At 67.0% G+C, this 21,371-nt stretch carries 24 protein-coding genes and 1 pseudogene; 10 read left to right on the top strand and 15 right to left on the bottom strand.

The genetic code is table 11. The features are described from left to right. Positions 1 to 86 precede the first annotated feature (86 nt). A complete protein-coding gene (locus tag ACFPJ1_RS11920) occupies positions 87 to 347 on the bottom strand; it encodes a hypothetical protein (RefSeq protein WP_380103624.1) in 261 nt (86 codons plus the stop codon). Between the two features lie 262 nt (positions 348 to 609). On the opposite strand from ACFPJ1_RS11920, the gene ACFPJ1_RS11915 reads away from it, so the two are divergent. After that, positions 610 to 876 (top strand): hypothetical protein, encoded by a 267-nt coding sequence (locus tag ACFPJ1_RS11915; RefSeq protein ID WP_380103623.1) that lies wholly within the window; start codon positions 610 to 612, stop codon positions 874 to 876. Positions 877 to 920: 44 nt separating this feature from the next. Here ACFPJ1_RS11915 and ACFPJ1_RS11910 read toward each other — a convergent pair whose 3' ends face one another. Further along, on the bottom strand, positions 921 to 1,283 hold the full coding sequence (locus ACFPJ1_RS11910) for a TraR/DksA family transcriptional regulator (RefSeq protein WP_380103663.1): 363 nt from the start codon (positions 1,281 to 1,283) through the stop codon (positions 921 to 923). 121 nt (positions 1,284 to 1,404) lie between these two features. Continuing rightward, the gene (locus tag ACFPJ1_RS11905; protein ID WP_380103622.1) at positions 1,405 to 1,719 is read right to left on the bottom strand and encodes a TraR/DksA family transcriptional regulator; all 315 of its coding nucleotides are present in this window, start codon (positions 1,717 to 1,719) and stop codon (positions 1,405 to 1,407) included. Positions 1,720 to 2,507: 788 nt separating this feature from the next. On the opposite strand from ACFPJ1_RS11905, the pseudogene ACFPJ1_RS11900 reads away from it, so the two are divergent. After that, positions 2,508 to 2,931: pseudogene (locus ACFPJ1_RS11900) on the top strand (transposase); the annotation flags it as partial. A 7-nt stretch (positions 2,932 to 2,938) separates the two neighbouring features. Beyond that, positions 2,939 to 3,337, top strand: a complete 399-nt coding sequence (locus ACFPJ1_RS11895) for a family 1 encapsulin nanocompartment shell protein (protein WP_380103621.1) — start codon at positions 2,939 to 2,941, stop codon at positions 3,335 to 3,337. A gap of 208 nt (positions 3,338 to 3,545) precedes the next feature. Here the strand turns inward: ACFPJ1_RS11895 and ACFPJ1_RS11890 are convergent, their stop codons facing one another. From ACFPJ1_RS11890 to ACFPJ1_RS11880, 3 genes are all read right to left on the bottom strand, one after another. Continuing rightward, positions 3,546 to 4,016, bottom strand: a complete 471-nt coding sequence (locus ACFPJ1_RS11890; protein ID WP_380103620.1) for a hypothetical protein — start codon at positions 4,014 to 4,016, stop codon at positions 3,546 to 3,548. Between the two features lie 132 nt (positions 4,017 to 4,148). Beyond that, positions 4,149 to 4,367 carry a hypothetical protein gene (locus ACFPJ1_RS11885; protein WP_380103619.1) on the bottom strand — a complete coding sequence of 73 codons (219 nt, stop codon included), beginning with the start codon at positions 4,365 to 4,367 and terminating at the stop codon, positions 4,149 to 4,151. Positions 4,368 to 4,609: 242 nt separating this feature from the next. Then, positions 4,610 to 4,894: a hypothetical protein gene (locus ACFPJ1_RS11880; RefSeq protein ID WP_380103618.1), complete on the bottom strand. Its 285-nt coding sequence runs from the start codon at positions 4,892 to 4,894 to the stop codon at positions 4,610 to 4,612. A gap of 270 nt (positions 4,895 to 5,164) precedes the next feature. Here ACFPJ1_RS11880 and ACFPJ1_RS11875 point away from each other — a divergent pair, with 270 nt between their 5' ends. Then, the gene (locus tag ACFPJ1_RS11875; RefSeq protein ID WP_380103617.1) at positions 5,165 to 6,358 is read left to right on the top strand and encodes a hypothetical protein; all 1,194 of its coding nucleotides are present in this window, start codon (positions 5,165 to 5,167) and stop codon (positions 6,356 to 6,358) included. Positions 6,359 to 6,388: 30 nt separating this feature from the next. Here ACFPJ1_RS11875 and ACFPJ1_RS11870 read toward each other — a convergent pair whose 3' ends face one another. Genes ACFPJ1_RS11870 through ACFPJ1_RS11860 form a run of 3 tightly spaced genes read right to left on the bottom strand, consistent with a single transcriptional unit; the run spans position 6,389 to position 9,154 of the window. Further along, positions 6,389 to 7,753 (bottom strand): sensor histidine kinase, encoded by a 1,365-nt coding sequence (locus ACFPJ1_RS11870; RefSeq protein ID WP_380103616.1) that lies wholly within the window; start codon positions 7,751 to 7,753, stop codon positions 6,389 to 6,391. After that, positions 7,750 to 8,421: a response regulator transcription factor gene (locus ACFPJ1_RS11865; RefSeq protein ID WP_380103615.1), complete on the bottom strand. Its 672-nt coding sequence runs from the start codon at positions 8,419 to 8,421 to the stop codon at positions 7,750 to 7,752. The genes ACFPJ1_RS11870 and ACFPJ1_RS11865 overlap by 4 nt, the downstream gene beginning before the upstream one ends. Positions 8,422 to 8,479: 58 nt before the next feature. After that, on the bottom strand, positions 8,480 to 9,154 hold the full coding sequence (locus ACFPJ1_RS11860; protein ID WP_380103614.1) for a hypothetical protein: 675 nt from the start codon (positions 9,152 to 9,154) through the stop codon (positions 8,480 to 8,482). 618 nt (positions 9,155 to 9,772) lie between these two features. On the opposite strand from ACFPJ1_RS11860, the gene ACFPJ1_RS11855 reads away from it, so the two are divergent. Both ACFPJ1_RS11855 and ACFPJ1_RS11850 read left to right on the top strand, forming a co-directional pair. Then, the gene (locus ACFPJ1_RS11855; protein WP_380103613.1) at positions 9,773 to 10,816 is read left to right on the top strand and encodes a uroporphyrinogen decarboxylase family protein; all 1,044 of its coding nucleotides are present in this window, start codon (positions 9,773 to 9,775) and stop codon (positions 10,814 to 10,816) included. Between the two features lie 137 nt (positions 10,817 to 10,953). Beyond that, a complete protein-coding gene (locus tag ACFPJ1_RS11850; RefSeq protein WP_380103612.1) occupies positions 10,954 to 11,877 on the top strand; it encodes an alpha/beta fold hydrolase in 924 nt (307 codons plus the stop codon). A 109-nt stretch (positions 11,878 to 11,986) separates the two neighbouring features. Here the strand turns inward: ACFPJ1_RS11850 and ACFPJ1_RS11845 are convergent, their stop codons facing one another. Beyond that, on the bottom strand, positions 11,987 to 12,658 hold the full coding sequence (locus ACFPJ1_RS11845; RefSeq protein WP_380103611.1) for a Type 1 glutamine amidotransferase-like domain-containing protein: 672 nt from the start codon (positions 12,656 to 12,658) through the stop codon (positions 11,987 to 11,989). Positions 12,659 to 12,839: 181 nt separating this feature from the next. On the opposite strand from ACFPJ1_RS11845, the gene ACFPJ1_RS11840 reads away from it, so the two are divergent. From ACFPJ1_RS11840 to ACFPJ1_RS11830, 3 genes are all read left to right on the top strand, one after another. Then, positions 12,840 to 13,001, top strand: a complete 162-nt coding sequence (locus ACFPJ1_RS11840; protein WP_380103610.1) for a hypothetical protein — start codon at positions 12,840 to 12,842, stop codon at positions 12,999 to 13,001. An 88-nt stretch (positions 13,002 to 13,089) separates the two neighbouring features. Next, a complete protein-coding gene (locus ACFPJ1_RS11835; protein WP_380103609.1) occupies positions 13,090 to 13,317 on the top strand; it encodes a peptidoglycan-binding protein in 228 nt (75 codons plus the stop codon). Between the two features lie 228 nt (positions 13,318 to 13,545). Further along, the gene (locus ACFPJ1_RS11830; protein WP_380103608.1) at positions 13,546 to 15,558 is read left to right on the top strand and encodes a DUF1906 domain-containing protein; all 2,013 of its coding nucleotides are present in this window, start codon (positions 13,546 to 13,548) and stop codon (positions 15,556 to 15,558) included. Positions 15,559 to 15,717: 159 nt separating this feature from the next. Here the strand turns inward: ACFPJ1_RS11830 and ACFPJ1_RS11825 are convergent, their stop codons facing one another. Continuing rightward, positions 15,718 to 16,155 carry a BON domain-containing protein gene (locus ACFPJ1_RS11825; protein WP_380103607.1) on the bottom strand — a complete coding sequence of 146 codons (438 nt, stop codon included), beginning with the start codon at positions 16,153 to 16,155 and terminating at the stop codon, positions 15,718 to 15,720. Between the two features lie 472 nt (positions 16,156 to 16,627). On the opposite strand from ACFPJ1_RS11825, the gene ACFPJ1_RS11820 reads away from it, so the two are divergent. Continuing rightward, a complete protein-coding gene (locus ACFPJ1_RS11820) occupies positions 16,628 to 17,257 on the top strand; it encodes a hypothetical protein (protein WP_380103606.1) in 630 nt (209 codons plus the stop codon). Between the two features lie 306 nt (positions 17,258 to 17,563). Here the strand turns inward: ACFPJ1_RS11820 and ACFPJ1_RS11815 are convergent, their stop codons facing one another. The 4 genes from ACFPJ1_RS11815 to ACFPJ1_RS11800 all read right to left on the bottom strand — a co-directional run bounded on the left by ACFPJ1_RS11815 (position 17,564) and on the right by ACFPJ1_RS11800 (position 21,358). Beyond that, the gene (locus ACFPJ1_RS11815; RefSeq protein ID WP_380103605.1) at positions 17,564 to 18,145 is read right to left on the bottom strand and encodes a hypothetical protein; all 582 of its coding nucleotides are present in this window, start codon (positions 18,143 to 18,145) and stop codon (positions 17,564 to 17,566) included. A gap of 239 nt (positions 18,146 to 18,384) precedes the next feature. Next, the gene (locus ACFPJ1_RS11810; RefSeq protein WP_380103603.1) at positions 18,385 to 19,107 is read right to left on the bottom strand and encodes a hypothetical protein; all 723 of its coding nucleotides are present in this window, start codon (positions 19,105 to 19,107) and stop codon (positions 18,385 to 18,387) included. 462 nt (positions 19,108 to 19,569) lie between these two features. Continuing rightward, entirely contained in the window at positions 19,570 to 19,740 is a 171-nt protein-coding gene (locus tag ACFPJ1_RS11805; RefSeq protein WP_380103602.1) for a hypothetical protein, read from the bottom strand. Positions 19,741 to 19,984: 244 nt separating this feature from the next. Then, positions 19,985 to 21,358, bottom strand: coding sequence for an alpha/beta hydrolase (locus ACFPJ1_RS11800; protein ID WP_380103601.1), 1,374 nt, complete (start codon positions 21,356 to 21,358; stop codon positions 19,985 to 19,987). Between the last annotated feature and the right edge of the window lie 13 nt (positions 21,359 to 21,371).

The following is a 21,371-nucleotide window of genomic DNA, read 5'->3' as shown; positions in this document are numbered from 1 at the left end:
CCTCGACGCAGACGCCGGTATGCCACCCGCTTGAAAGTGGGACCGGGTGGAGCGCAACTCGCGCGATTGTTGCCTGGACCTTGAGGTCAACTGCCGGCGTTGGGCAATGTGTAGCCCGTAGCAACTTCGGCCGCGAAGCTGGGGTGGCGGTGGGCGGCAACCAATGCGAGGCCGGCGCCGCGGACGCCTGCGAGGTGAGGGGCGGGAGCGGACCGCACCGGGGCGCAGAGTCGTTTTGCCAGTCGGTAGGTGATCTCGGGACGCAGCGCGCCGCCTCCGGTGAGCAGCGGCCCGCGCTCCAAGGCGTCGACAACCTGAGGACCGAGGTCATCACGCAGCAGATCCATGACCACGGTCCCGATCCAATGCACGAGATCCGCAACGGTCGTCGCAGCGCCAAGGTCGGAGGTTCCCGCGTTGAGACGATGAGGTTGCGTCACGGCTCCATCTACCAGCAGCCCGACTTCTGTCAGGTGGGCGCCCGATGTCCACGACCAATAGCGGCTGATTCAGGTCGGCGCCTGCTCCGAGAGCAGCGGCCTTCACGCTGTCGATGGTCAGCACGGTGCGGGCGTCGAGGACCTCCAGCGCGGCCAGAGTCGTGACGCGGTGCTCGTCGACGCACAGCACCGGAGTGGTCAAGACGACGATGGAGCACTTGCCGAGCCCTGCTCGCCGGCCGAGCAGGTGATCGAGCAGGCGCACGGCGCCTGGGAGGTCGACGATCTGGCCGCGCTGCACGGGACAACTGACACCCTGAGCGCCGGGCGACGTGATCGTGGGCGTGTCGATGACCAGACCATGGTCGGGCATCCATGCGCGGGTGCGGGCGCTGCCCAGGTCGATCGCTATCCCAGGGGACCGCTGGCTGGCTGACCAGATGCCGCGCCGTCGCAGCGATGCCAAGCCTGGAGACGCTTTCACGCGGCTGCCTCCGTCAGTTGATGGCACGGCTCGCAGTACCGAGCATGCGGCATGATCGTGAGGCGAAGCACCGGAATCGGCCAGTCGCACAGGTGGCAGCTTCCGTAGTGCCCCGCCTCCATCCGGCTGAGTGCCGCCTCGACATCGGCGAGGACCATGCGGGCGGCTGCGGCGAGCGCGTCCAACACCTGGTCTCGAGCCATTGTGTGCTGGTCGCCTCGCCGGCCGACGGCGAGTGGCCAGAGTTCGGAGATACCCTCCAGTTGTTCCAGTCGAAACGTCCGTTCGTCATGAAGCTGTGCGCGCAGCGCAGCCAGCGTCTTGGGGCCTATTTGGACTTCGCCGATAGCGGCAAACACGTAATTCAAGACTTCACACCTGTCTACAAAGGCGTAGGGAACGGTCTGGTTCGAACGCACATCAAAGTGCGGCCGGGGTTACCAGTCACGACCGTCTGATTCTTGTAGTCGTCGGTCCAGGTCACAGGGCGCGCTGCTGACAGCCCACGCAGTTGCGCACGTAGGGCAGGATCTCTAGACGCTCGACTGGAATACGGGTGTCGCACCCCTGGCACAAGCCGTAGGAGCCCGTGGTCAGACGTTCTTCAGCAGCACTGATCTCGGCCAGTACGCGGTGGATGGCGGCCGTCTGAGCCAACATGAGCTCCTCTGCGCCGTGCGCTGCGCGCTCACCGATGGCGCGCAGCTGGGTGAGTCGCGAGCCGCGTTCGTGTTCCAATCGCTGGCGGGCCTCATGCACGGTCATTTGCGCGGAACGGGCCGCTTGGGTGCTCACTTGACGCACGTCCTCTCACGAACGCGGGGGTGTAGGTCGAAGCGCTGATGCCGACGGGTTTCGCTCGCCGCACCGCTCGCCTCGAAAGTGTTTAACCTCCAACCATGGTCGACATCGACCGAGACGTCCATCCGGGCCAACACCCATCTATTGAGGTGGCTGACCTGTACGAAGGCTCGGGATATCGAGCAGAGAAGGCGTGCCCAGAAAAGGGAGATGGGTTGCGCGCACAGTGCTGCCTACCCTCTCACCGCGCAAGGACTGCTAGTTGTGCTATTTCACGAGCTGGCACCAGGTGGCCGTGCGTCCGGCAAGCGCAGGCGAGCAGCATCTGCTCGGTGGCCTGCACTCCGTGATCCAGGCCGACTACCTGCTGCGCCTTCGCTAGCAGGCCCCCCGTAGCCGCTCGGCGCCGTACGGGAGAGGGCTACGGCAAGGTCCACGTCGCGCTACACGAGGCGCTCGCGGCCTGCCGGTGTGCCCAGCCCAGCACCGACGCACGCACTCGGACGACCTGATCTCAATGGCCTGGTGCGGGGTAAGCAGGGGCATGACCATCCCTAGGAACGTTGCAGGTTCAAGACCAACCGATCGAACACTGGCGAGTCCGGGAACGGCTGCTTCTCACCGAGCTGTACCCAGCCCCAAGACCGGGTCACCCTAGCCCGGCGCTTTCACGGCCGTTGGGTGCTAAGGCTGTGTTGGTGAACTGAAAGGTGCTCCTGACCAGCGACGATGTGGTTTGTCTAGGACCATGTCGTGCGGAGCCGAGGAGCACCTTCCAGGTGATGAAGACTACCGGGTTGTATTCGTGCGTTCGGGTTGATGCTGCGGGTTCGGGGGTGGTGTCGCAGGCCAGTGGTCTGTTGCTCACTGAGGCGGTGCGGGTCAGTGGCCTGGGCGCGGAGCTGCCGCGAGCGCTGGCGCCGTGGCGTAAGCCGTTGGCCCGGCACGACCCGGCCAAGATCGTCACCGATCTGGCGATCGTGCTCGGGTTGGGTGGGGGACTGCCTGGCCGACATCGCGGTGCTGCGCGGCGAGCCGGGCGTGTTCGGCCCGGTCGCCTCAGATCCGACGGTGTCCCTGCACGCTCGAAGCGCTGGCCGGCGACGTCGAGCGGGTGCTGAATGCGATCAATGTCGCCCGGCGGCGGCCCGCGCGCGGGTGTGGGCGCTGGCCGCAGATACACCAGCGCACCGCCAACAGGATCACTTCAGGTGTGCAACGGAACCCGGTGAACTCCGACGGCACTGTCACGGGCGGCCGCGCACGAGGAGTGTGCTTCATCGACCCACACCCTGCACTGACCGCGGCGATCCGCCATCGCAACAGTGCCCCGGCCGACCAGTACACCGCCGTCGCGGAGACCACCGACCACGGCTGTCCGATCCGCGACCACCTGGCCCGGTTCTTGCACGACGGCGAGATCATCTGGGCGCCGGCTCTGGAAGGTGCCCTGCTGGTGTCGACCCGGGGCGGCGACTACGAGCTGCACCTCGGCAAGGACCTGTCGATCGGGTACCTGTCCCACGACGCCGAGCGGGTCGAGCTCTATCTGCAGGAGTCGCTGACATTCCTGGCCCTCACCGCGGAGTCCAGTGTCGTACTGATCTCCTGATCACAGCTCCAGCAGCGCACGTTCCTCCCGGCCCAGCTCGCGCCTGAGCCGGCGCAGGCTCGAGTCGGGCAGCCGGCCGCGTCACGCCAGCGCACGAGTTTGTCGCGCTGGCCATCGATGATGGTCCGCCGCGCTTCGATCGCTGCCCGGTGCTCCTGCGGCCGGTTGATCTCGCCGGCGTCGGACTCCGCCGCTTGGTCGGCTGATGTCAGGCGAGAAAGTCGATGCGGTGTTCTTGGCCGGCGAAGGTGAAGGTGTCGCCGAGTTGGAGTCCCTGAAGCGAGGAATAGATCAGTGAATCGGACGACAGACCTTCGTAGGTCGCGCCGTCGCACTCGAACGCGGCCGCCACGACGCCGACGACGTAGCGAGCGCCGTCAAAGCCGACGAACGCGCCGGGCGCTACGGCAGTCTTGACGCCGAAGTCGAGATTCTCGATCCGCGTCAGGGTTGCTTTCTGCCGGTCCTCGACATCGTTCAGCAGCCCACCCAGGTCAGCGGCCTCATCGGACTGGGACAGATCGCCGACCGAGTCCGCTACGTCAGGGGCCAACTGTGCCGCGGACTCGTGTTCCGCGACGCCCGCGCGCGACGACCGAAGCTCGGCCTCGGCGTGGGCGATCAGCGCGTCCTTGACCCGCCGTTTGGCGACACTATCCATCGCGGCCGGCTCAGTCATCGGCAGTCCTTCCAGGGAGACTCTTCCGCCACCGTCCCACAGCCGGGCCGTCTCGGCCACGGATCACAGTCTGCGGATCGCTCCGGCGACGGGGGTATCGCGTCAACGGGTGAGGAACTCTGCGGTCGGGTGTCATGGAGATCGCCAGCGGCTTCGGGGCTGGTCGGGTCGGATGTCCGCTGCGTGGAGGGTGTTGGTGAGCTGGACTCGGGACTGGACGTCGAGTTTGGCGAAGATGTCGCGGAGGTGGGTCCCGACGATGTTGCCGGAGATGCCGAAATCGAGGCGGCCGAACTGATCGCCGCCGGTAGGAGCGGACTGCTCGGGTCGCCGGGTCCATGACCAGATCACGGCACAGCCCGATTCCGCAGAGAGATCACAACGGCAACTGAGAATCGATGTTTCCGCAGGTCACGGGCATTTTTCGGCGAACGTTGCGTCACGTTAAGACACCTGGTTTGGCAAAGCGGTGGTTAGGGGTTCGAGTCCCCTCGTCGGCTCAGCGTTTGACCAGGCATTACTACTCTACGTACCCGTGATCGTAGACGGTCTGTCAATGAGTAACGCCTACGGCGTCCTCCATCTTCAGACCATCAGACTCCGACGGCGAGGCGGGCAGGCCACAATCGCTCGAACTTGAGGTTGGTCGGCTTGGGGTCAGTATCGCCACGCTTCGGACGCGGGCCGATCCTGGCGATGGCCAGTCTCTTCACCGCCTCCTGCTCGGCGCGGTCAAGCGGCACGGATGCCAGCCCTCGGAGGTCGACGACTTCGAACTGATCGTCCGCGCAGCCGGCGACCAAACGGTGCTTGTAACGTACGTCGCCGACGCGCCGTGAGTAGGCTAACGCCGGTAGATTGCGGAGGGTCGCACCCATGCTCTGACCTGCGCGGGAGCAGGCCACAGCCGCAGCTTCCGCACCAGTTCCATCCGCGCGGAGGTCGCATGTCCGGGGGCGCGGGTGTGGTTTCGCCGCCCGGCGAATTGAGCACTATTACTCAGTCCGCGCCGGGCTCTCCGCGCGCAGACTGAACTGAAACAGCGCTGCGTGCGCCCCTGGGACAGGTCTGGGGTGCACCACGGGATCACGGCCGGTCGCCTCCGCCGGTCCCTGGAGCATCACCAACAGGGGAGGAGCGCAGTCGGCATGACTGTGCTGGGGAAGCAAGCAGGGATGTTCATCGTCGCGGTCGTGCTCGCCGTCGCGGCAGCAGGTGGTTGTGGCGGGCAACAATCACGGAGCGGGTCCGCGTTGCCTTCGGCAACGGCAGCGGTGTCGGCTGATCTGGTCAGGGTTCGAGGCGCGTTCACGGACGACGACGATAGTTCGGACTCCTTCGAGCTGTTCGCGGACGGAAACAGGCGATACCGGATGACGATACTCACCGGCCCTGCAGCGGGGTTCTACCTGGTCTGGGACGGCAAGGTAGTGCTGATCTACAGCCCCGAGGAGGAACCGAAATACCAGCGGATCGAGAATCCAGGCAAAGACGAGTTCCCGGACAGCACCTTCTTCTACCGGCCGGGCACCGAGGAGTTCGAACAGCTGTGTCCAGCGGCGAAGCGGCTCGGCACGCAGACGTTGTTCGGGCGGACGGCGGTCCGCTACCACTGCGACAAGGTGGAATCCAGTGACCAGATGCCGGAGATGGACGCGAGAGAGATCGCGCTGGACGAGAAGACCGGCCTGGTAATGGTGTACGGCGGCGGGGAAGTCATCACCGAGGTGACCTTCGGCCCGGTGATCGCGGCCGACACTTTCTCAACCGAATTGCCGCCAGGCGCGAACTCGTCCGTGGCGACCCCGGAAGGCGAGTCGACCGACGTGCCGCCGGATGCCGAGTCGACTGAGGTGCCGCCGGATGGCGGTGACGTCGGGCCCAACGAGATCGGCAGCTTCCGGCTCAACGCGGTCGGTGGTGGGTTCGTCGACAGTACGTCGTACCGCGGAAAGCCGTTCGTGATCGTGGCAGGATCGGCGGATGGGATCCGGACTGCGCTCGGCCGTCTGCTGCCGATGACGCGAGCCGGTAAGCCTCCGGTCGTGGGCTTCTTGCTGGTCATGCCTCCGGAGGACTGGAAGGGCTCGTTGTTGAACCCCGAGGACGTGGACCGACTGGCGGCTTCGATCTCGAAGTCGGCGGGAACGTTCACCGTTCCGGTCGGCCTCGACTTCAAGGGCGCCGCCAGTTGGGTGTTCTCGGGTGACATCACGGTCCCGCCGGATCTCACGCAGGTGACGATCGCGCTGGTCGCCTCGGACGGAACGTTCGCACACGTGACGCCGGCCCGCGAAGTGACCGACGCGAACCTGCGCAACTGGATCGCCGCGCTCTCCTGAGAGCGCAAAGCCACACCTCCGTTTAGACCTTCAACTCGGTGTTGCCCAGGGCTCAGCGTGTTCGCTACACACCGGCAGCTTCAGGCGCAGTAGCGCGCCGCTATGACATGGCACGACTTCGGCTGTCCCGCCATGAGCCTCGGCGACCTGTCGGACGATGGCTAGGCCCAGTCCGGATCCGGGATGCGCGCGGGCAGCGGGTGAGCGGTAGAAGCGGTCGAAGACGAATTTGAGGTCGCTGTCGGGGATCCCAGGGCCGGTGTCCGCGACGTCGAGAATGCCCTCCTTGACGCTGATCAGGACGCGGCCGCCGGACGGGCTCCATTTCACGGCGTTGTCGACCAGGTTCGCAACGGCGCGTTCCAGGGCGTCGGGGTCTCCGTGGACGAGGGTGGGCGCGCAGGTCAGGTCGAATCCGATCTGTGCTGCCCGACGTGTCGCGCGGGCCGCGACGCGCTCGGCGACGAGGTCCAGGCGGACGTCTTCAGTGTGGAAAGCGGGGTGGCCGTAGCGGGCCAGGTCGACCAGGTCGTTGATCAGTGTTTTGAGTTCGCCGGCCTGGTCGAGCGCTTCGGCGGCGAGGTGTGGGGCCTGCGTGTCGGCCAGGTCTTCCGCCAGCAGTTCGAGGTTCACGGTCAGGCTCGTCAGTGGTGTGCGCAGTTCGTGCGAGGCGTCGGCCACCAGGCGGCGCTGGGCGCCGACAGACTCGTCCAGCGCGGCGGTCATCCCGGCGAACGCGGAGCCGAGCCGGCCAATCTCATCCTGGCCGTCGGCGGGGATCGGGATGGCCAGGTCGCCGGTCGTGCGGATCATTTCGACGGTCTCGGTGAGCTGACGTACGGGTCGCAGGACGCGGCGTGCGGCCAGGCGCGAGGCAAGTGCCGCCAGGAGTCCGGCGGCCACCGTCGATGCGGTGAGCAGCCAGGCGAGTTTCCAGAGGGTGGGTGCGGGATCGGATTGCGGGATCGCTGTCCGCACGAGGGTGCCGGGTGCTCCTGGGAATGGGGCGGTGTAGATGCGGTAGGCGACGCCGTTGTAAACCGCGTTACGGAAGTAGGCAGCGGCGGCTCCGTTCGCGACCTCGACGTCGCGGACGGTGAGGTCGACGAACTGCGGAGACGGCCCGGCCCGGACCGGGTCCGGCACGATTTGCAGCTGGGTGCTCCCTATCCCCAGTGGAACGGCTGGGAAGGCCCCCTCGTTGGACGTCCCCCTGAACTTCTCCTTGATGGCTTTCGCCACGTCCGGTGCCTGGCCGGCGGCCGCCACCAGGGACTTGTCGATCTGGCCGCGGAGGCTGGCTTCCACGGCCGGATACAGGACCACCGATACGAGCACCAATGCGCCGGCGGCTATGGACCCTCCGGCGATCGCCAGCCGGGTGCGCAGGTTCATGGCTCCTCGCGCAGGACATACCCCAGGCCGCGCACCGTCTGGATCAGTCTGCTGCCGCCGTCCGCTTCGAGCTTGCTTCGCAGGTAGCTGATGTAGACCCACAGCGCGTTCGACTCCGGGCCGAAGTCGTAGCCCCAGACCGACTCGAAGATCTGCGTCCGGCTCAGCACGCGGCGGGGATTGCGCAGGAACAGCTCCAGCAGGGACAGCTCGGTCTTGGTCAGCTCCAGGCGCCGGCCGGCGCGTTCGGCCCGGCGGCCGCTCAAGTCCAGTTCGACGTCGGTGAAGTGCAGCACCTCGGCTCTTGCGCCGCTGCGCCGCAGCAGGGCTCGAAGTCGGGCCCGCAGCTCCTCCAGAGCGAAGGGCTTGGCCAGGTAGTCGTCGGCCCCCGCGTCGAGCCCGGCGACCCGGTCGGTGACCAGGTCCCGGGCCGTTAGCATCAGGATCGGCGTGTCGTACCCGCCCGAACGCAGCGTCCGGCATACCTCAAGCCCGTTCGGTTCGGGCATGAGGACGTCGAGCACCACCGCGTCCGGGCGGAACACCCCGTGCTCCGCGAGGGCGGACGCCCCATCAGCGGCGGATGCCACGTCGTAGCCGTCGCGGCCCAACGCATGCTCCAAGGACCGCCGAACAGCCGGGTCATCGTCCACGACAAGTATTCGCATGGTCATCCATCCTCGCCGTCGATCATGAAGTTGTGATGATGTAAGACTCGGCGGCTGTCTAGCCGTTGGCCAGTGACTGCTTCAGATCCCCCAACGCGGTCTTGAACCGATCGGCGCTGACCCCGAGCGAGTGGGCGATGTCACCGAAGGCCTTGGACGTCGGAACGATTCCGCCGGGAGCCGATACGACAGCGATCAGGGCGGCCTTGGCCTTGGCTTGGCTGACGCCGAGCGCAGCGGCCAAACGTGCCGCTGCGGCGTTGGTCGTGAACGGCGAGTTCCGTGGGTCGTCCGCCCCCTTCTTGTCCTTACCGGCCTGCTTACCATCCTTCTCCGCCTTGCCGGCCCGCTTGCCGTCGTCGGCACGACTGCGCCCAGGCTTGAGGAACAACGGTTCCACGGCGGCCTTGACCCGCGAGGCCGGCAGCCCCAGCTTCGCCGCGACCGCCCTGATGAATGCCTCCGGCGTCACGTTGTTCGAGCCGGCCAGCGACATCTTGGCCGCGACCAGCGCGGCGTTGAGCCGGTCGGTCGTCACCCCGAGCTTCGCCGCGATCGCGGCGAAGTCGGCATCCGCAGCCGGCTTGGACGTTCCCTCCACCTTGACCGCGGCACCGGATTTTGCGGCGCCGGGATTCGGATCCGAACCGGACGTCGCCGCCGACGCAGTACCGGTCGTGGCGAGCGCGGCGAGCGTTACCGTGGCCGCGATCAGCCGTGTGCGTTTCATCATCGCGATTCCTTTCTTTCACTGAGCGCGCCGGACGAGAACCGGCGCCGTGGCGACAACACAAACAGCGCGGCCTCAGGTGCGGTTTCAGCCAGCTTTAGAGCTTCCTTAGAAGGGGCCGGCCGGCAAGATGTCTGAGAAGACTCACGCGACCAAGAAACGAGCTGAGTCGTTCCGGGCCAAGCCAACAACCGCAGCACGGGAGGGGATCCCGTTCGATGTCCGCTCGCCTGATCAGGAACTACGGCTGGAGTATTAGGCTCCGGTTTAGGGCGCCGCCCGCTGCGGTGGGTGAGTCCCAGGACTGTGGCTCGGTCGGGCCGGCGGAATGCGGCATGTCAGGGCGTTTGCCTGATCGACCTTCGCAGTCGGCGAGCTCGGATGCCGCAGGCCCAAACGGTTCTCCACGATGGATAGGACGAAGGCCCAAGTGAAGGGCAGGTTGGACACCTGCGGACGACGATCCATGCCTCGTTTTATCAACCAAGGGGCGGTGGGCGATCCAGCGCGCTGACATCGGCCATGAGCGCGCGGAATGCGAGATGAGTGAATTGCCCAAAGCACCCGCGAGGGAAGCGGACGGCCTCCTCAACGGGCAGCGGCAGGTCTAGAGTCACGAGAGTGACTGCGACATCGACCCCGCTGCCGATCCTGCCGACCTCGCTGGTGGGCAGCTACGCCCAGCCGGATTGGCTGATCGACCGGGCCAAGCTCGCTGGCCGCTTCCCCCCGAGGGTGCGGGCGAAAGAGCTGTGGCGGGTCAAGGCGGAGTACCTCGGGCAGGCGCAGGACGACGCCACGTTGCTGGCGATCCGCGCCCAGGAGGACGCGGGACTTGACATCATCACCGACGGAGAGATGCGCCGCGAGTCGTACAGCAACCACTTCGCCACCGCCCTCGAGGGCGTCGATATCGACAACCCTGGGACGGCCTTGGATCGCAGCGGGCATCCCAACCCGGTGCCGCGGATCGCCGGCCCGATCGTGCGACCGCACCCCGTCGGCGTCCGCGACATGGAGTTCCTGAAGGCGAACACCGATCACAAGGTCAAGATGACCGTGCCCGGCCCGTTCACGATGTCGCAGCAGGCACAGAACGACCACTACCCCGACCTCGCGTCGGCGGCTCTGGCGTACGCTGCCGCGGTCAACGCCGAGATCAAGGACCTGCACGCCGCCGGCGCCGACCTGGTCCAGATCGACGAGCCGTACATGCAGGCACGGCCCGACGCGGCCCGCGAGTACGGCCTCGCCGCCCTGAACGCCGCGCTCGACGGCGTCACCGGCACCACCGCCGTCCACATCTGCTTCGGGTACGCCGCGATCATCCACGAGCGGCCCGAGGGGTACTCCTTCCTGCCTGAGCTGGCCGGTTGCTCGGCCGACCAGATCTCGATCGAGACCGCTCAATCGGGTCTCGATCTCGGCGTCCTGAAGGACCTGAGCGACAAGACCATCATCCTGGGCGTCATCGACCTGTCCGACCACGAGGTCGAGTCCGCCGAACTGGTCGCCGATCGGGTACGCCGAGCCTTCGCCTACGCCTCACCGGACCGCATCACCATCGCCACCGACTGCGGGATGAAGTACCTGCCTCGCACGAGCGCAGAGGGAAAGATGCGTGCCATGGCCGGCGCGGCGTCGATCCTGCGCGCCGAGCTCTAACGGGAGCCGTGCAGCCCGCCGCCTAGGACCCAACCCCGACCTGTCCGCGGCAGAAGCGGACGTTGGACTGCCTGCTTCGACGCTGTCGCAGCCCTGCAGCTCCGGGCTTTCTGACCTGGGTGTGCGACAGTGCGGGCATGCCCACCGCGCGGATACCCGGGGCCGACGACGCCGATGTGCCATCGGTGCCGGGTGTTGCGCATCGTTTCGTGGAGGTTGCTGGGGCCGAGGGCACGGTCTCCATCCATGTCGCGGAGGCTGGCGCCGGGGACCCGGTCCTGATGCTGCATGGGTGGCCGGGGCACTGGTACTGCTGGCGGCACCTGGTACCCGAGCTGTCGCGGTCGTATCGGCTGCTGATGCCCGACCTGCGCGGGTTCGGCTGGAGCGGTGCGCCCGGGCACGGCTACGACCCGCGAACGTTCGCGGCGGACGCACTGGCGCTGCTCGACGCGCTCGAGCTGGATCGCGTGCGACTGGTCGGCCATGACTGGGGTGGCTTCACTGCCTTCTTGCTTGGCGTCGAACACCCTGAGCGATTCACGCACATCGTGGTGTTCAACGCGCCGCCGTTGTGGGCGCCACTCAGTTGGGGTGTGATCGCCTCGCTGTGGCGCACCTGGTACGTGGCCGCGATCGCGAGCCCGCTCGGACCTCATCTCGTCGCCAACCCTCGCTTTCTGCCGTGGTTCGTAGGACTCGGTGGGCGGCGCCACGTGTTCAGCGTCGAGGACTCCGAGATCTATGCGGACCGGCTGCGCCAGCCCGCGCGTGCCCGCGCCTCCTGCCTGCTGTATCGCAGCTATCTGCGCACCGCACATGACGTCTTCATCCGCCGGCGCTACAACCACGACGACCTGGCCGTGCCGACCCGGCTGGTCTTCGGCGCCGACGACTTCTACGTACCAAGCGCCTATGTTTCCGGTTTCGAGCAGCACGCTCCGAACATGGACGTCGAGTTCGTTACCGGCTGCGGCCACTTCCTGCCCGAAGAACGGCCGGACCTTGCCGCCGCTCGACTACAAGACTTCTTCCGCGTGACCGGCGGCGCCGACCGCTGATACAGGCAGTCCCGTCAGCGAGTGGCACTCGCCTTCCCGCCAACAGGTGTCCCGCGAGCTCGCTATCCGTGGCATGAGCGCCCTGCCCACTCGCGGTTGGCGTCGGCAGCTAGGAGGGAAAGTGCTTCCAGTGCCCTTCGGACACGACCTCGACGGTGCCATCGACTACCCTGATGGCCGTCTCGTCGTCCATCGCGTACGCCGGACCCGAGATGCCGGCCGCCCATTGTTCCGCCTCGGCCATGGAGTTGCCCGGCATGCCGTCCTGAGCCAGGTGTGGACAGATCGAGAAGTCGACGATGCCCAACGTGGTGTCGTCACCTGCCGGCGGTCTCCACTGGACGAAGTCCTCGCCGATCCTGGGGGTCATCACCATGCTCCCGGCGCTCAGTCCCACCCAGACCGTCTCGCTCAGGGACGGGAGCAGGTCTGCCAGTCCGGACTGCCGCATCCAGTGGCACAGGTAGAGGGCATCGCCGCCCGCCACCAGCAGGACGTCTGTTTCCCGGACCATGGGCACCCAGCGCTCTTCATCGATGCTGGGCAGCGCGGTGAGCTCCAGTACGCCGACGGACTTCCAGCCCAGGTCGACCATCGGATTTTCGGAATTCCCACTGATGAACTGCCAGGCCCCGACACCGGGGCCGACCATGGGGTGCCCGTACTGCGCGGTCGGGATGCACAGGGCGCTCGAGTCGGCGATCGGCTTGCCCAGGAGTTCGACCAACGCGCGGTGGATGCTGGCGTTCTTGACGCCCGCGGACGTGAGCAGAAGTCTCAAGATGCCTCCCGATTCGAAGGTGATGGAGCGGTCCGAGGTAGACACCTGGGACATCTCATCGCTGCTGAACCAGGCAGAATCTACCTGCACACGCCGGCGCTCCGCAGATCAGGATTGAGCGCACTCAGCACCCAACCCACCGGCATATCAGTGCGTTTCTTGGTTGCACCCAGAGGTGACGATGCCCCGGGACCGCAAGGCTGAGCCAGGGGTACGGCTACCGGCAGATCTGGTTGGGCCGGTCGACCTCGAGCTCGCCCGGGCCGTTGACGGCATCCCTGGCCCGACTGCGCTGCCCGGCGGCAGCAGGTACGAGCCGAAGTGGGACGGCTACCTTCACTGAACTCTGCGCCTGGTCCATCACCGCTCACGGCCTCGCCCAGCCCGGCGGCAGGGCCTTCAAGCAGGGCGGCAAATTGTTCAGGTCGAAGATGCATCTGGGGCAGCTGGATTCCGGCAGCGTCTGGAACCTGCAGCGCGCGCTGATGAACCACGGCGTCGGCATCCGCTCGCCCAAGCCGACCGGTGACTACCTGCCGGGCACCAAGCAGGCGGTGCAGAAGTTCCAGCTCGCCCAGGGCTGGCGCGGCAAGGACGCCGACGGCATCGCGGGCAAGCAGACGATCAAGCGCCTCGGCCTGATCTGGGTGGCCGAGTAGTTCGGCGAGTTGTTTGCCGAAGAGTTGCAGGAAGTTGCAATGGGCCGGAGCACTCACGGGCGGGGTCGGTCGATAGCATTCGCGGATCGGGGCGAGTGCTGGGGGCTATTCGACAGACCACCACAGGCTCGTCTTGGATTGACCGGGCTGGGGATGTGGGCGGGTGGCACATTCTGGGGCAGCCGTTCGTCTTCGTGAGGAGCTTTGGTGAGGTTAAAGGGACCTGCTGTGCTGGCTACTGTCGTCGCCGTGATCGGGGGCGTCGCGGCCGGGGCGGCAGCCGACGCGGCCGACGTCCAGACCGTGTCGTATCGCGGCTACGAGGTGACCGTGCCGGCGGGCTGGCCGGTGATCGACCTGGCCAAAGACCCGACGGCCTGTGTGCGGTTCGACCGCCCGGCGGTGTATCTGGGCCGCAGTACGGTGCAGGCAGATTGCCCGGCGCACCAGATCGGACGCAGTGACGGGCTCGTGCTCGAGCCCCTCACCTCGGCCGCCCGGTCGGCCGACGGCGAGATCCAGGTAGCGGTCAAGGACGCCGCGGTGATGGCGACCGCGTACTACGGTCCCGGCGGTGAGCAGGCCGCTCGGAAGGTGCTCGCCAGTGGCCAAGTGACCGCCAAGACCCAGGGCAGTCAGGGCACCGTACAGGCCCAGGCGGCCGCGGCGTCGATCGTTGCCACCGGCACCATCGCGTCTCCCGGCTTCGACGCCTGTGCCGCGCCGAGCCAGGCGGCCATGGATGCTTGGGTTTCCCCGGCATCGCCTTATCGTGCCGTCGGCATCTACATCAGCGGCGGGTTGCGCGCCTGCGGCCAGCCGAACCTGACCGCCGGCTGGGTCGCGGCCAACCATGCCAAGGGCTGGCAGTTCCTGCTGCTCGACGTCGGTATGCAGGCGCCGTGCACCAATTTCAGCAGCAAGATGTCGACCGTCCCGGCCACGGCCCTGGCGCAGGGCAAGGCAGCCGCCGCCAATTCGGTGGCCCAGGCGCAGGCACTCGGCTTCGCCCAGCGCAGCGCGATCTACAGTGACATCGAGGCCTACCCCACCACCGCTGCCTGCAAGGCCTCGGTGCTGTCCTATCTGAGCGGCTGGACCCAAGAGCTCAACACCCGCGGCTACGTCGGCGGCGCCTACGTCGCGGCAGGCACGGGTGGCGCCGACCTGTCCAGCGCCTATACCAGTACTGCGTACACGCGGCCGGACAACCTCTGGTTCGCTCACTGGGGCTCCACCCCGGCCGGCACCAGCCGGTTCATCCCGGCCACCTACTGGAACATGCACCAGCGAGTGCACCAAAACGTCGGCAACGTCACCGAGACCCACGGTGGCGTGACCATGAACATCGACGGCAACGCGCTGAACCTGACCGCGCCGCCCGCGGCCGTCACCGGCTTCGACGCCACCGGCAGCAACACCACCGCCACACTGCGGTGGACGGTCCCCACGGGTACGAAGGTCAGCCAGATCCTGGTCCGCCGCAACACCGGCACGACCCCGCCGGCGCTCCCGACATCCGGCACGACGGTCTACACCGGCACCGCCAGTACTGCCTACGTCACCGGCCTGGCCAACGGCGCCGGCTACACCTTCCGGACCTGGATCAAGGACAACTACGGCAAGTACGGCCCCGGGGCTGACACCTACCTGGCCGGCACGAAGGTCTCCATCGCGACCACCGCCTCGGTGCTGATCTACACCGGCTCTGCGACACTGTCGACCAAGGTCACTCGGACCGACACCGGTGCCGCGGTGGCCGGAGTACCGGTGACGCTGTATTCGAAGGCGAAGAACTCCACCCGCTGGACGACGGTCGGGACGACCACTTCGTCCGCGACGGGTGACGTGACCCGGGTGGTGAAGCCCCTGGTCTCCACCAGTTACATGTGGGGCTACAACGGCTCGGGGGACCTGCTCGGCTCCCGCAGTGCCGCGGTGATGGTCGAGGTGCGGCCGGCGATGTCGGCCTACCTCAGCCCGGCGGCGATCAAGCTGGGCGCGAGCACCTCGTTCTACGGATACCTGAACCCGCCGCACACGGGGATGAGCGCCTACCTCCAGCGCCGCTCCGGTACCAGCTGGCTCAACGTCGCCAACGTCAAGCTGTCCACCAACGGCAGATACGCCTTCGGGATCAAGCCCACCACCCGCGGCACCTTCACCTACCGAGTCGTCTGGTACGCCGACGCCGACCACCAGGGCACCCAGACCGTCTCGAAGGTCCTCACCGTCAGCTGACCCTCCTGCACCTCCGCGAGCCCCTCCAAGTCATTGGAGGGGCTCGACGGCGTTCTTGCGCGTGGAACGTCTGACTTCTCTCGCGGAGCGTTGGCGGCCGCCGCTCCGGTTGTCCCCGGTGACCGGCGGCCTGGGCGACTGAGGTCTCTCGCGGCGGTGTCAGGTGGGGGTGCGGGTGAGGTGCGACCGCACGTCGCGGACTCCGGCGATGCCGTCAACGGCCTTGACGATCTCGGCTTCCGCCTCGTTGTTGGGGACTTCGCCGTGCAGGATCACGGTGCCGTTCTCGACCGTGACGTGCACCCGTGGCACGTGGAGCCGCTTCTCCAACGGCCCGATGCTGGAGCGCACGCGGTCGGCCAGCGTCGCGTCGTCGACGTTGGCGTCCGGGTGGCGCCGCAGCGCGTGGTACGCCACGCCCTTCGCCTGGCCGGCCAGATGACGGCCTCGGCGGCGCACGTCCGCGATGGTGCTCTCGGCTCGGCCGGATCGTCGCAGCTTGTCGATGCCGATCTTCGCTCCGACGGCGGCACAGGCCGCCGCGGCTGTCACGAGCAGTTTGCGCATGATGATCATCGCCTTCAGCGCGTTCGTCACTATCTCGGATCCCATTCTGCGCCGCAATGGCCCCGCAAGGGAGGCCCTAGGCGATCGGACGAGGTTGCAGTCAAATCACCTCCGTGGCCCGGCTAGGAAGCTCATCACCTGACCCGCGCGGGTGAGGCATGCGGCCGCAGCCAGTGCCGGCAGCCAGCCTGCCGTCGCGGCAACGGCTCCCAAGCGTGCCGCGGCGAGGAAGGCATCGCCCGGAAGGTGGCCAAGCAGGCCGCCCAGCGGGCAACCACGAGCAAGACGACCAACCGTGCTACGCGCACAAAGGCCTGCGCGTTGATGTGCCCGGGCTCAGGTTGGTGACAGTCGGCTGGTCGCGTCCAGCTACGGCTAGGCGATCGCGGAACACCGAAAATGCGAAGCGCGACAATACATGCCGACCTTTGTGGACTTGACCGCCGAGCTAATGGACACTCGGTCTGTCTGTGGTGCCGCTCACGTTCCTGTTGAGGCTGCTATGACTTCTGTGAGGACGGATATCGGGGGCTTCGTCACCGCGCGGCTGGCCCACGGGGTGGTGGACGATCGGGCATCGATCGCGTCAATATTGGCCGCCATCGCCGTCTGCATCGGCGCGTTGTCGGGATGCACGAATACCCCTGCCCAAGGGGGTGGCCGCACAACGCCGTCATCATCGCCCCAGATTGCCCAGGCCCAACTGTTCGCGCTTGAAGGCACTGTGGGTTACCTACATCAATGGTCGCAGTATCATTTGGTTCAAGAACTTCGGGGCCTTACTGACCGCTCCGGCCCGATTCCGAGCGAGGCCAGGCTGCGGGCATTGCGGAAGGCGATTGCCGGCGCGGTTGCCGTTCATCTCGGCTGCGAGTCGGTCGATGCCAAGCTGATCGAGCCCGTGTCGACGACGATTGAGATACGGGCGAACAGTTGCGTCTATCCCGTCAGCGCCACCGGAACGGACACCTTGGCTGTGGCCCAGGGGTGCGTGATCCTTGCAGCACCAACGGGAACAGTTGACGCCTTCATCAAGCAGGACGCACAAGTTCCCTTCGGCCCTCCCCCGATCCTTGTCGACTCACGCGCCAAGGCCGGTCGTGGCACTTGGTATCTAGGACCTTGTCTCTAGCCCGGCCCTGCGGTAGCGATGTGGTCACTATTGTCGGGCACATGCCGTAGATGCACGGCCCCGCCGACCGAGAGCCCTGCCAGGTGGCCGCAGCAGGTCGTAGGCGTAGGTGTTGATCGCAGTCGCGGCGGACGGCTCGCCAGTTGGTCGCGGTGTTGTGCAGGGTGACCCGGGCGTTCTTGGCCAGCTACCGGGCCGCCAACATCCGCGACGACCAATGCGACTCCCCAAGTTCGGGCAGGGGTACCGCCTCCCGATCCCTCTGGATGCTGGTTGCCGCAGGCAACCAGCTTACCCGAGGTGGGTTCAGCTCGACTGCGTCGGGCCCGGCTGGGTCGGGCCGGCCGGATACGCCTGCGGCTGGGCCTGGTATGGCTGCGGCTGGACCGGGTACGGCTGCGTGGGGTCGCCCGCGTACGGCTGCGGCTCTGCGGGGTGGTTGGTGAACAGGGAGCGGACGAAGTTGACGACCAGCAGGGCCGGCAGGATGAACGCCTGGAAGAACATCAGGTAGCTGTCGCCCTGGAAGATGAAGCCCAGGTAGATCCCGTAGCCCAGGAAGCCGATGCCGGCCACCGCGCTGAGGGCACGCGAACCAAGCGACCGGTCGCCCGCCTTGATCGCGGCCAGCGCGACCATTACGACGCCACTGAGACACAGCAGCACGACGTACCAGGAGAAGAGCGGCTCGAGGCCGAAGTCAAGGTTCACGGGAATCCTCGCTCGAAGAAGAAGAAGAAGGCGGAGCAGAACCCGGCGCACGCTACCGGAGCCTGGGGTCCGGACCCGCGATCCAGGGCAGAAGGGCATCGGATTCGTCGTCATCGCTCGGGCGATCAGCCCGCCCAGTCCGTCCAGGACGATCGCGTTGGTCAGTCGGGTAGTCACAGGAGCGTTGTTTGGCGCCGGATGGCCTTTGCCCTGGATAGGCAGCGGCGAGTCCTGCGCGCCGCTGGGAATTTGCAACCGGCCCAGCTGGCGGCCGCGTACCGGGCGGCGGGGTGGGGAGGGATTCCTGCAGACCCGCAGGTATGGGCTGCTGCTGCCGGGGTGGCACAGAGCCAGATCGGCGCAATACACCGAATCCAGGTACTCCTCGTCTTTGCGCTGGCCGCTGTGGTGACGGCTCAGCCAGCGGCCTCGAGGAGCTCATGCTGGAGGTTCGAAATGGCGGCGGCCAGCCGGGTGTCGGGGCGGAGGCCGTCGATGGTCTCGCTGGACTCGGTCACCGTCACTTGGGCGAGGACGTTGCCGACGACAAAATTCACGTTCGCACCTGCCGTGAAGAGCGTGGGAGACGACTTCTTTTTCAGTCCTGAATCGGTCCAGGTGCGCGAGATGCCGCGGACCGTGAACGTGTCGCCGTGCTCGTACTGTCCCCAGAAACGGTTCTGGAGCGTCACCGCGCCCTCGTGAGAACGGAACCGGTACAGGTAGACAACCAGTCGTCGGTCGTCGGACGACATGCGGATGCTGACGTACCCGCGGACGAATCCGGTCCGGGCGAGCAGCCGCCGATCCTCCTCCGGGGTCCCAGACAACTTGCTGACGAACCGCTCCACGTCGAACGGACCGACCCGTTGCCGATCCCAGTCCCGGGACGACGTTCGAGTGAAGGTGGCGGATCGGACCAGCAGCCGCGCGAGATCGTCCTGCCGTGGCGTGACACTCGGCGCGGTCGGCCGCGGCGACACGTGTCGTGACGGTGTCGCCGCAGGAGCCGACGCCCGTGGTGCGGGAGTCACCGAAGTTGTCGCCGATACCGTCGGTGGCGGCGCACTCAGCTCGGCGGAGCCGCCGCAGCTGACCAGCAGTGGCACAGCAAGCAGGGCAAAACCGGCACGCATCATCTGGTGTTCCTTCCTCCCCGCCGGACTCGCTCGTCCGGCCGAAAGCAGACCCTACCCAGGGTCAGGGGGCTTGTGCGCACTCGCGCGACGCGATGAGGCGCTGAAGACGCCCTGCCCCGCCAGTTGCGGTCCGGCGCCTGGCGCTCGCCGGCCTCTACGAGTTCTGGCGGGACAAGCCACCGCGGCTGATGAGGTTGGCCGTACCCACCGGGTGCCGATGGCGATCGCCGAGGCGGACTGGGACGACTGGCTGGATCCCCGGAGTCAGGCCATGGACGACGTGCTGGCGCTGATGGCGCCACGCTCGAGGTCAGCTGAGCCTTCGCCGGTGCCGGGCCAGGCCTGTGCGGGAGAGCCAGACCCTGAACCAGGCAACGAGCACACCGTCGTCTCTCAGTACGCCGTACCGCGTCGATCCGCGCTCCACCGATGCGCAACAGCAGCACCAGTCACCCCGCAGCCTCACTCGCCCGGCTGGGTGGCAGGATCTTCGGTGTGCCGTCGAAGCCTGCCGGAGTCCATGACCCCAACTCCGGTGCCACCGTTGCGCCCGGCAACAGCCGGCTCGGCGGGCTGGGCGAGCTCCGAGGGAGCACCGAGCTCGGCGACGGCCAGCTCGCTGGACGCCGTCAACACCTACACCTACAACGACCGCAACCTAATGCTGCGCGCAGCCGGCCCATCCGGTACATCGGCGCAGGGCTACGACGGTCAACTGACGCCGAGGAATCGGCGCCGGCCGCCAGAATGAGAGCCACACGACCAGCGTGGGCAGCCGATGTGAGAGCGACAGCCCGGGCGCCTGGACCGAGCCTCGCCAGGCACCGGTACTAGGTCAATGGAACAAGCAGCAGATGTGCGGACTGCGAATCCCGCGTCAGGGACCCTTCAGCGGTTCCCCGGTCCGCACCGAAACGACCAGGTCGTGGATCGCCTTGGTGACCGAGGCGGCGTGATCCGGGTTCTCCACCAAGGAAGCGTGGGTTGCGCCTGGCACGACGCGATGAAGGCTGTTGGTGGACAGAGTGACTGTCTTGTTCTGGTCAGCCATCCATCCCTTGGAGTTTCCGCGTTCGGCGGTCAGGACGACCAGTGGCTTCGCATCGAGGCTGCGGAGTCTTCCCGCCTCGGCCGTGGACCGATTCGCGACGCCGTACTCATCGAGCGTCCCGCTCATTTCCTTCCCGGTGGCGGCGGTGGCGCGGGCATCGTCCCGGTACTCCGGCGGTAGATCCGAGAAACTGGTGTCGGCGAGAAGCCGGCCAATGCCCAGCCGAGAGGTCGTCGCGAACAACGAAGACACGTGCTTCAAGACGCTGTAAGAACCCGCCTCCGGCGGGGACACGGGCTCGTTTTTGGCGGCCGTGGAGTCAACGAGGACGAGTCCGGCGACCTCCCCGGGATACTTCGCCGCATACGTCCGCACGTACAGCCCGCCAAAGGAATGTCCGGCCAGGACATACGGACCCGGAACATGTGCACGCTCAAGGAGCGTGTGGAGATCTGTGGCGATCTGGGCACCATCGGGCGGACTCGCGGCAGGATCGCTCCAGCCGCGCCCCGCCCGGTCGTAGACGCACACTCGGCTGTCGCGGGCCACAGCGGGTGCGATCAACCCCATCGAGGCCGCGGAGCCGCCCGCACCGGGCTCTAGAATCACGGTCGGACCGCGTGAGCCAGTGCACTCCAGGTGGAGTCGGTACGGTCCCACGTCGACGAGCTGACCGCGCATCGCGACTGTGGGTGCGGTCGATTGGCGGATCGTCTCGTACCCTCCGCCGAGGGCGAAGACCACCAGGACGACCAACACTGGGTTCAGCAGCCACACCCTGGTCCGGCTGTGCAGCTCACGCCTGGCGCGGGCCCAGACCCAAACCACCAAGACCAACAGGGCCGGCGGCCAGACCCACCCCAGCGCATCCACCACAGCGTCCGAGGCCAAGAGCACCAGCGCTCCGGACAGCGCCATGAAGATCGCCGGCGCCACGGCCCAGCGCTGTGGTTGGTCGGTGAACAGAGTCGACAGAACTGCTATCAGCGCCCACCCGAGGGCAAAGCCGAACAGCACCATGGCGGTGGCGAAGTCCACGTCCACCCTGTCGACCGGGAGGAACGGGAGGATCACCGCCGCAGCCAAGCCCGCGGCCAGCGATCCGGCCACGACTCCGCCAACGTGCGAGCGCCGTGGCCCCGGGACGGCGGGCGCGGCCTGGTCACCGCTCGTGGGCGCAGTCTTGCTTCGCAACCTCATGACGGGCCACCTC

It is taken from the genome of Kribbella qitaiheensis, assembly GCF_042657745.1.
Lineage (GTDB): Bacteria > Actinomycetota > Actinomycetes > Propionibacteriales > Kribbellaceae > Kribbella > Kribbella qitaiheensis.
The sequence above is the reverse complement of the archived record's forward strand: the minus strand, read 5'-3'. Positions and strand labels throughout refer to the sequence as shown.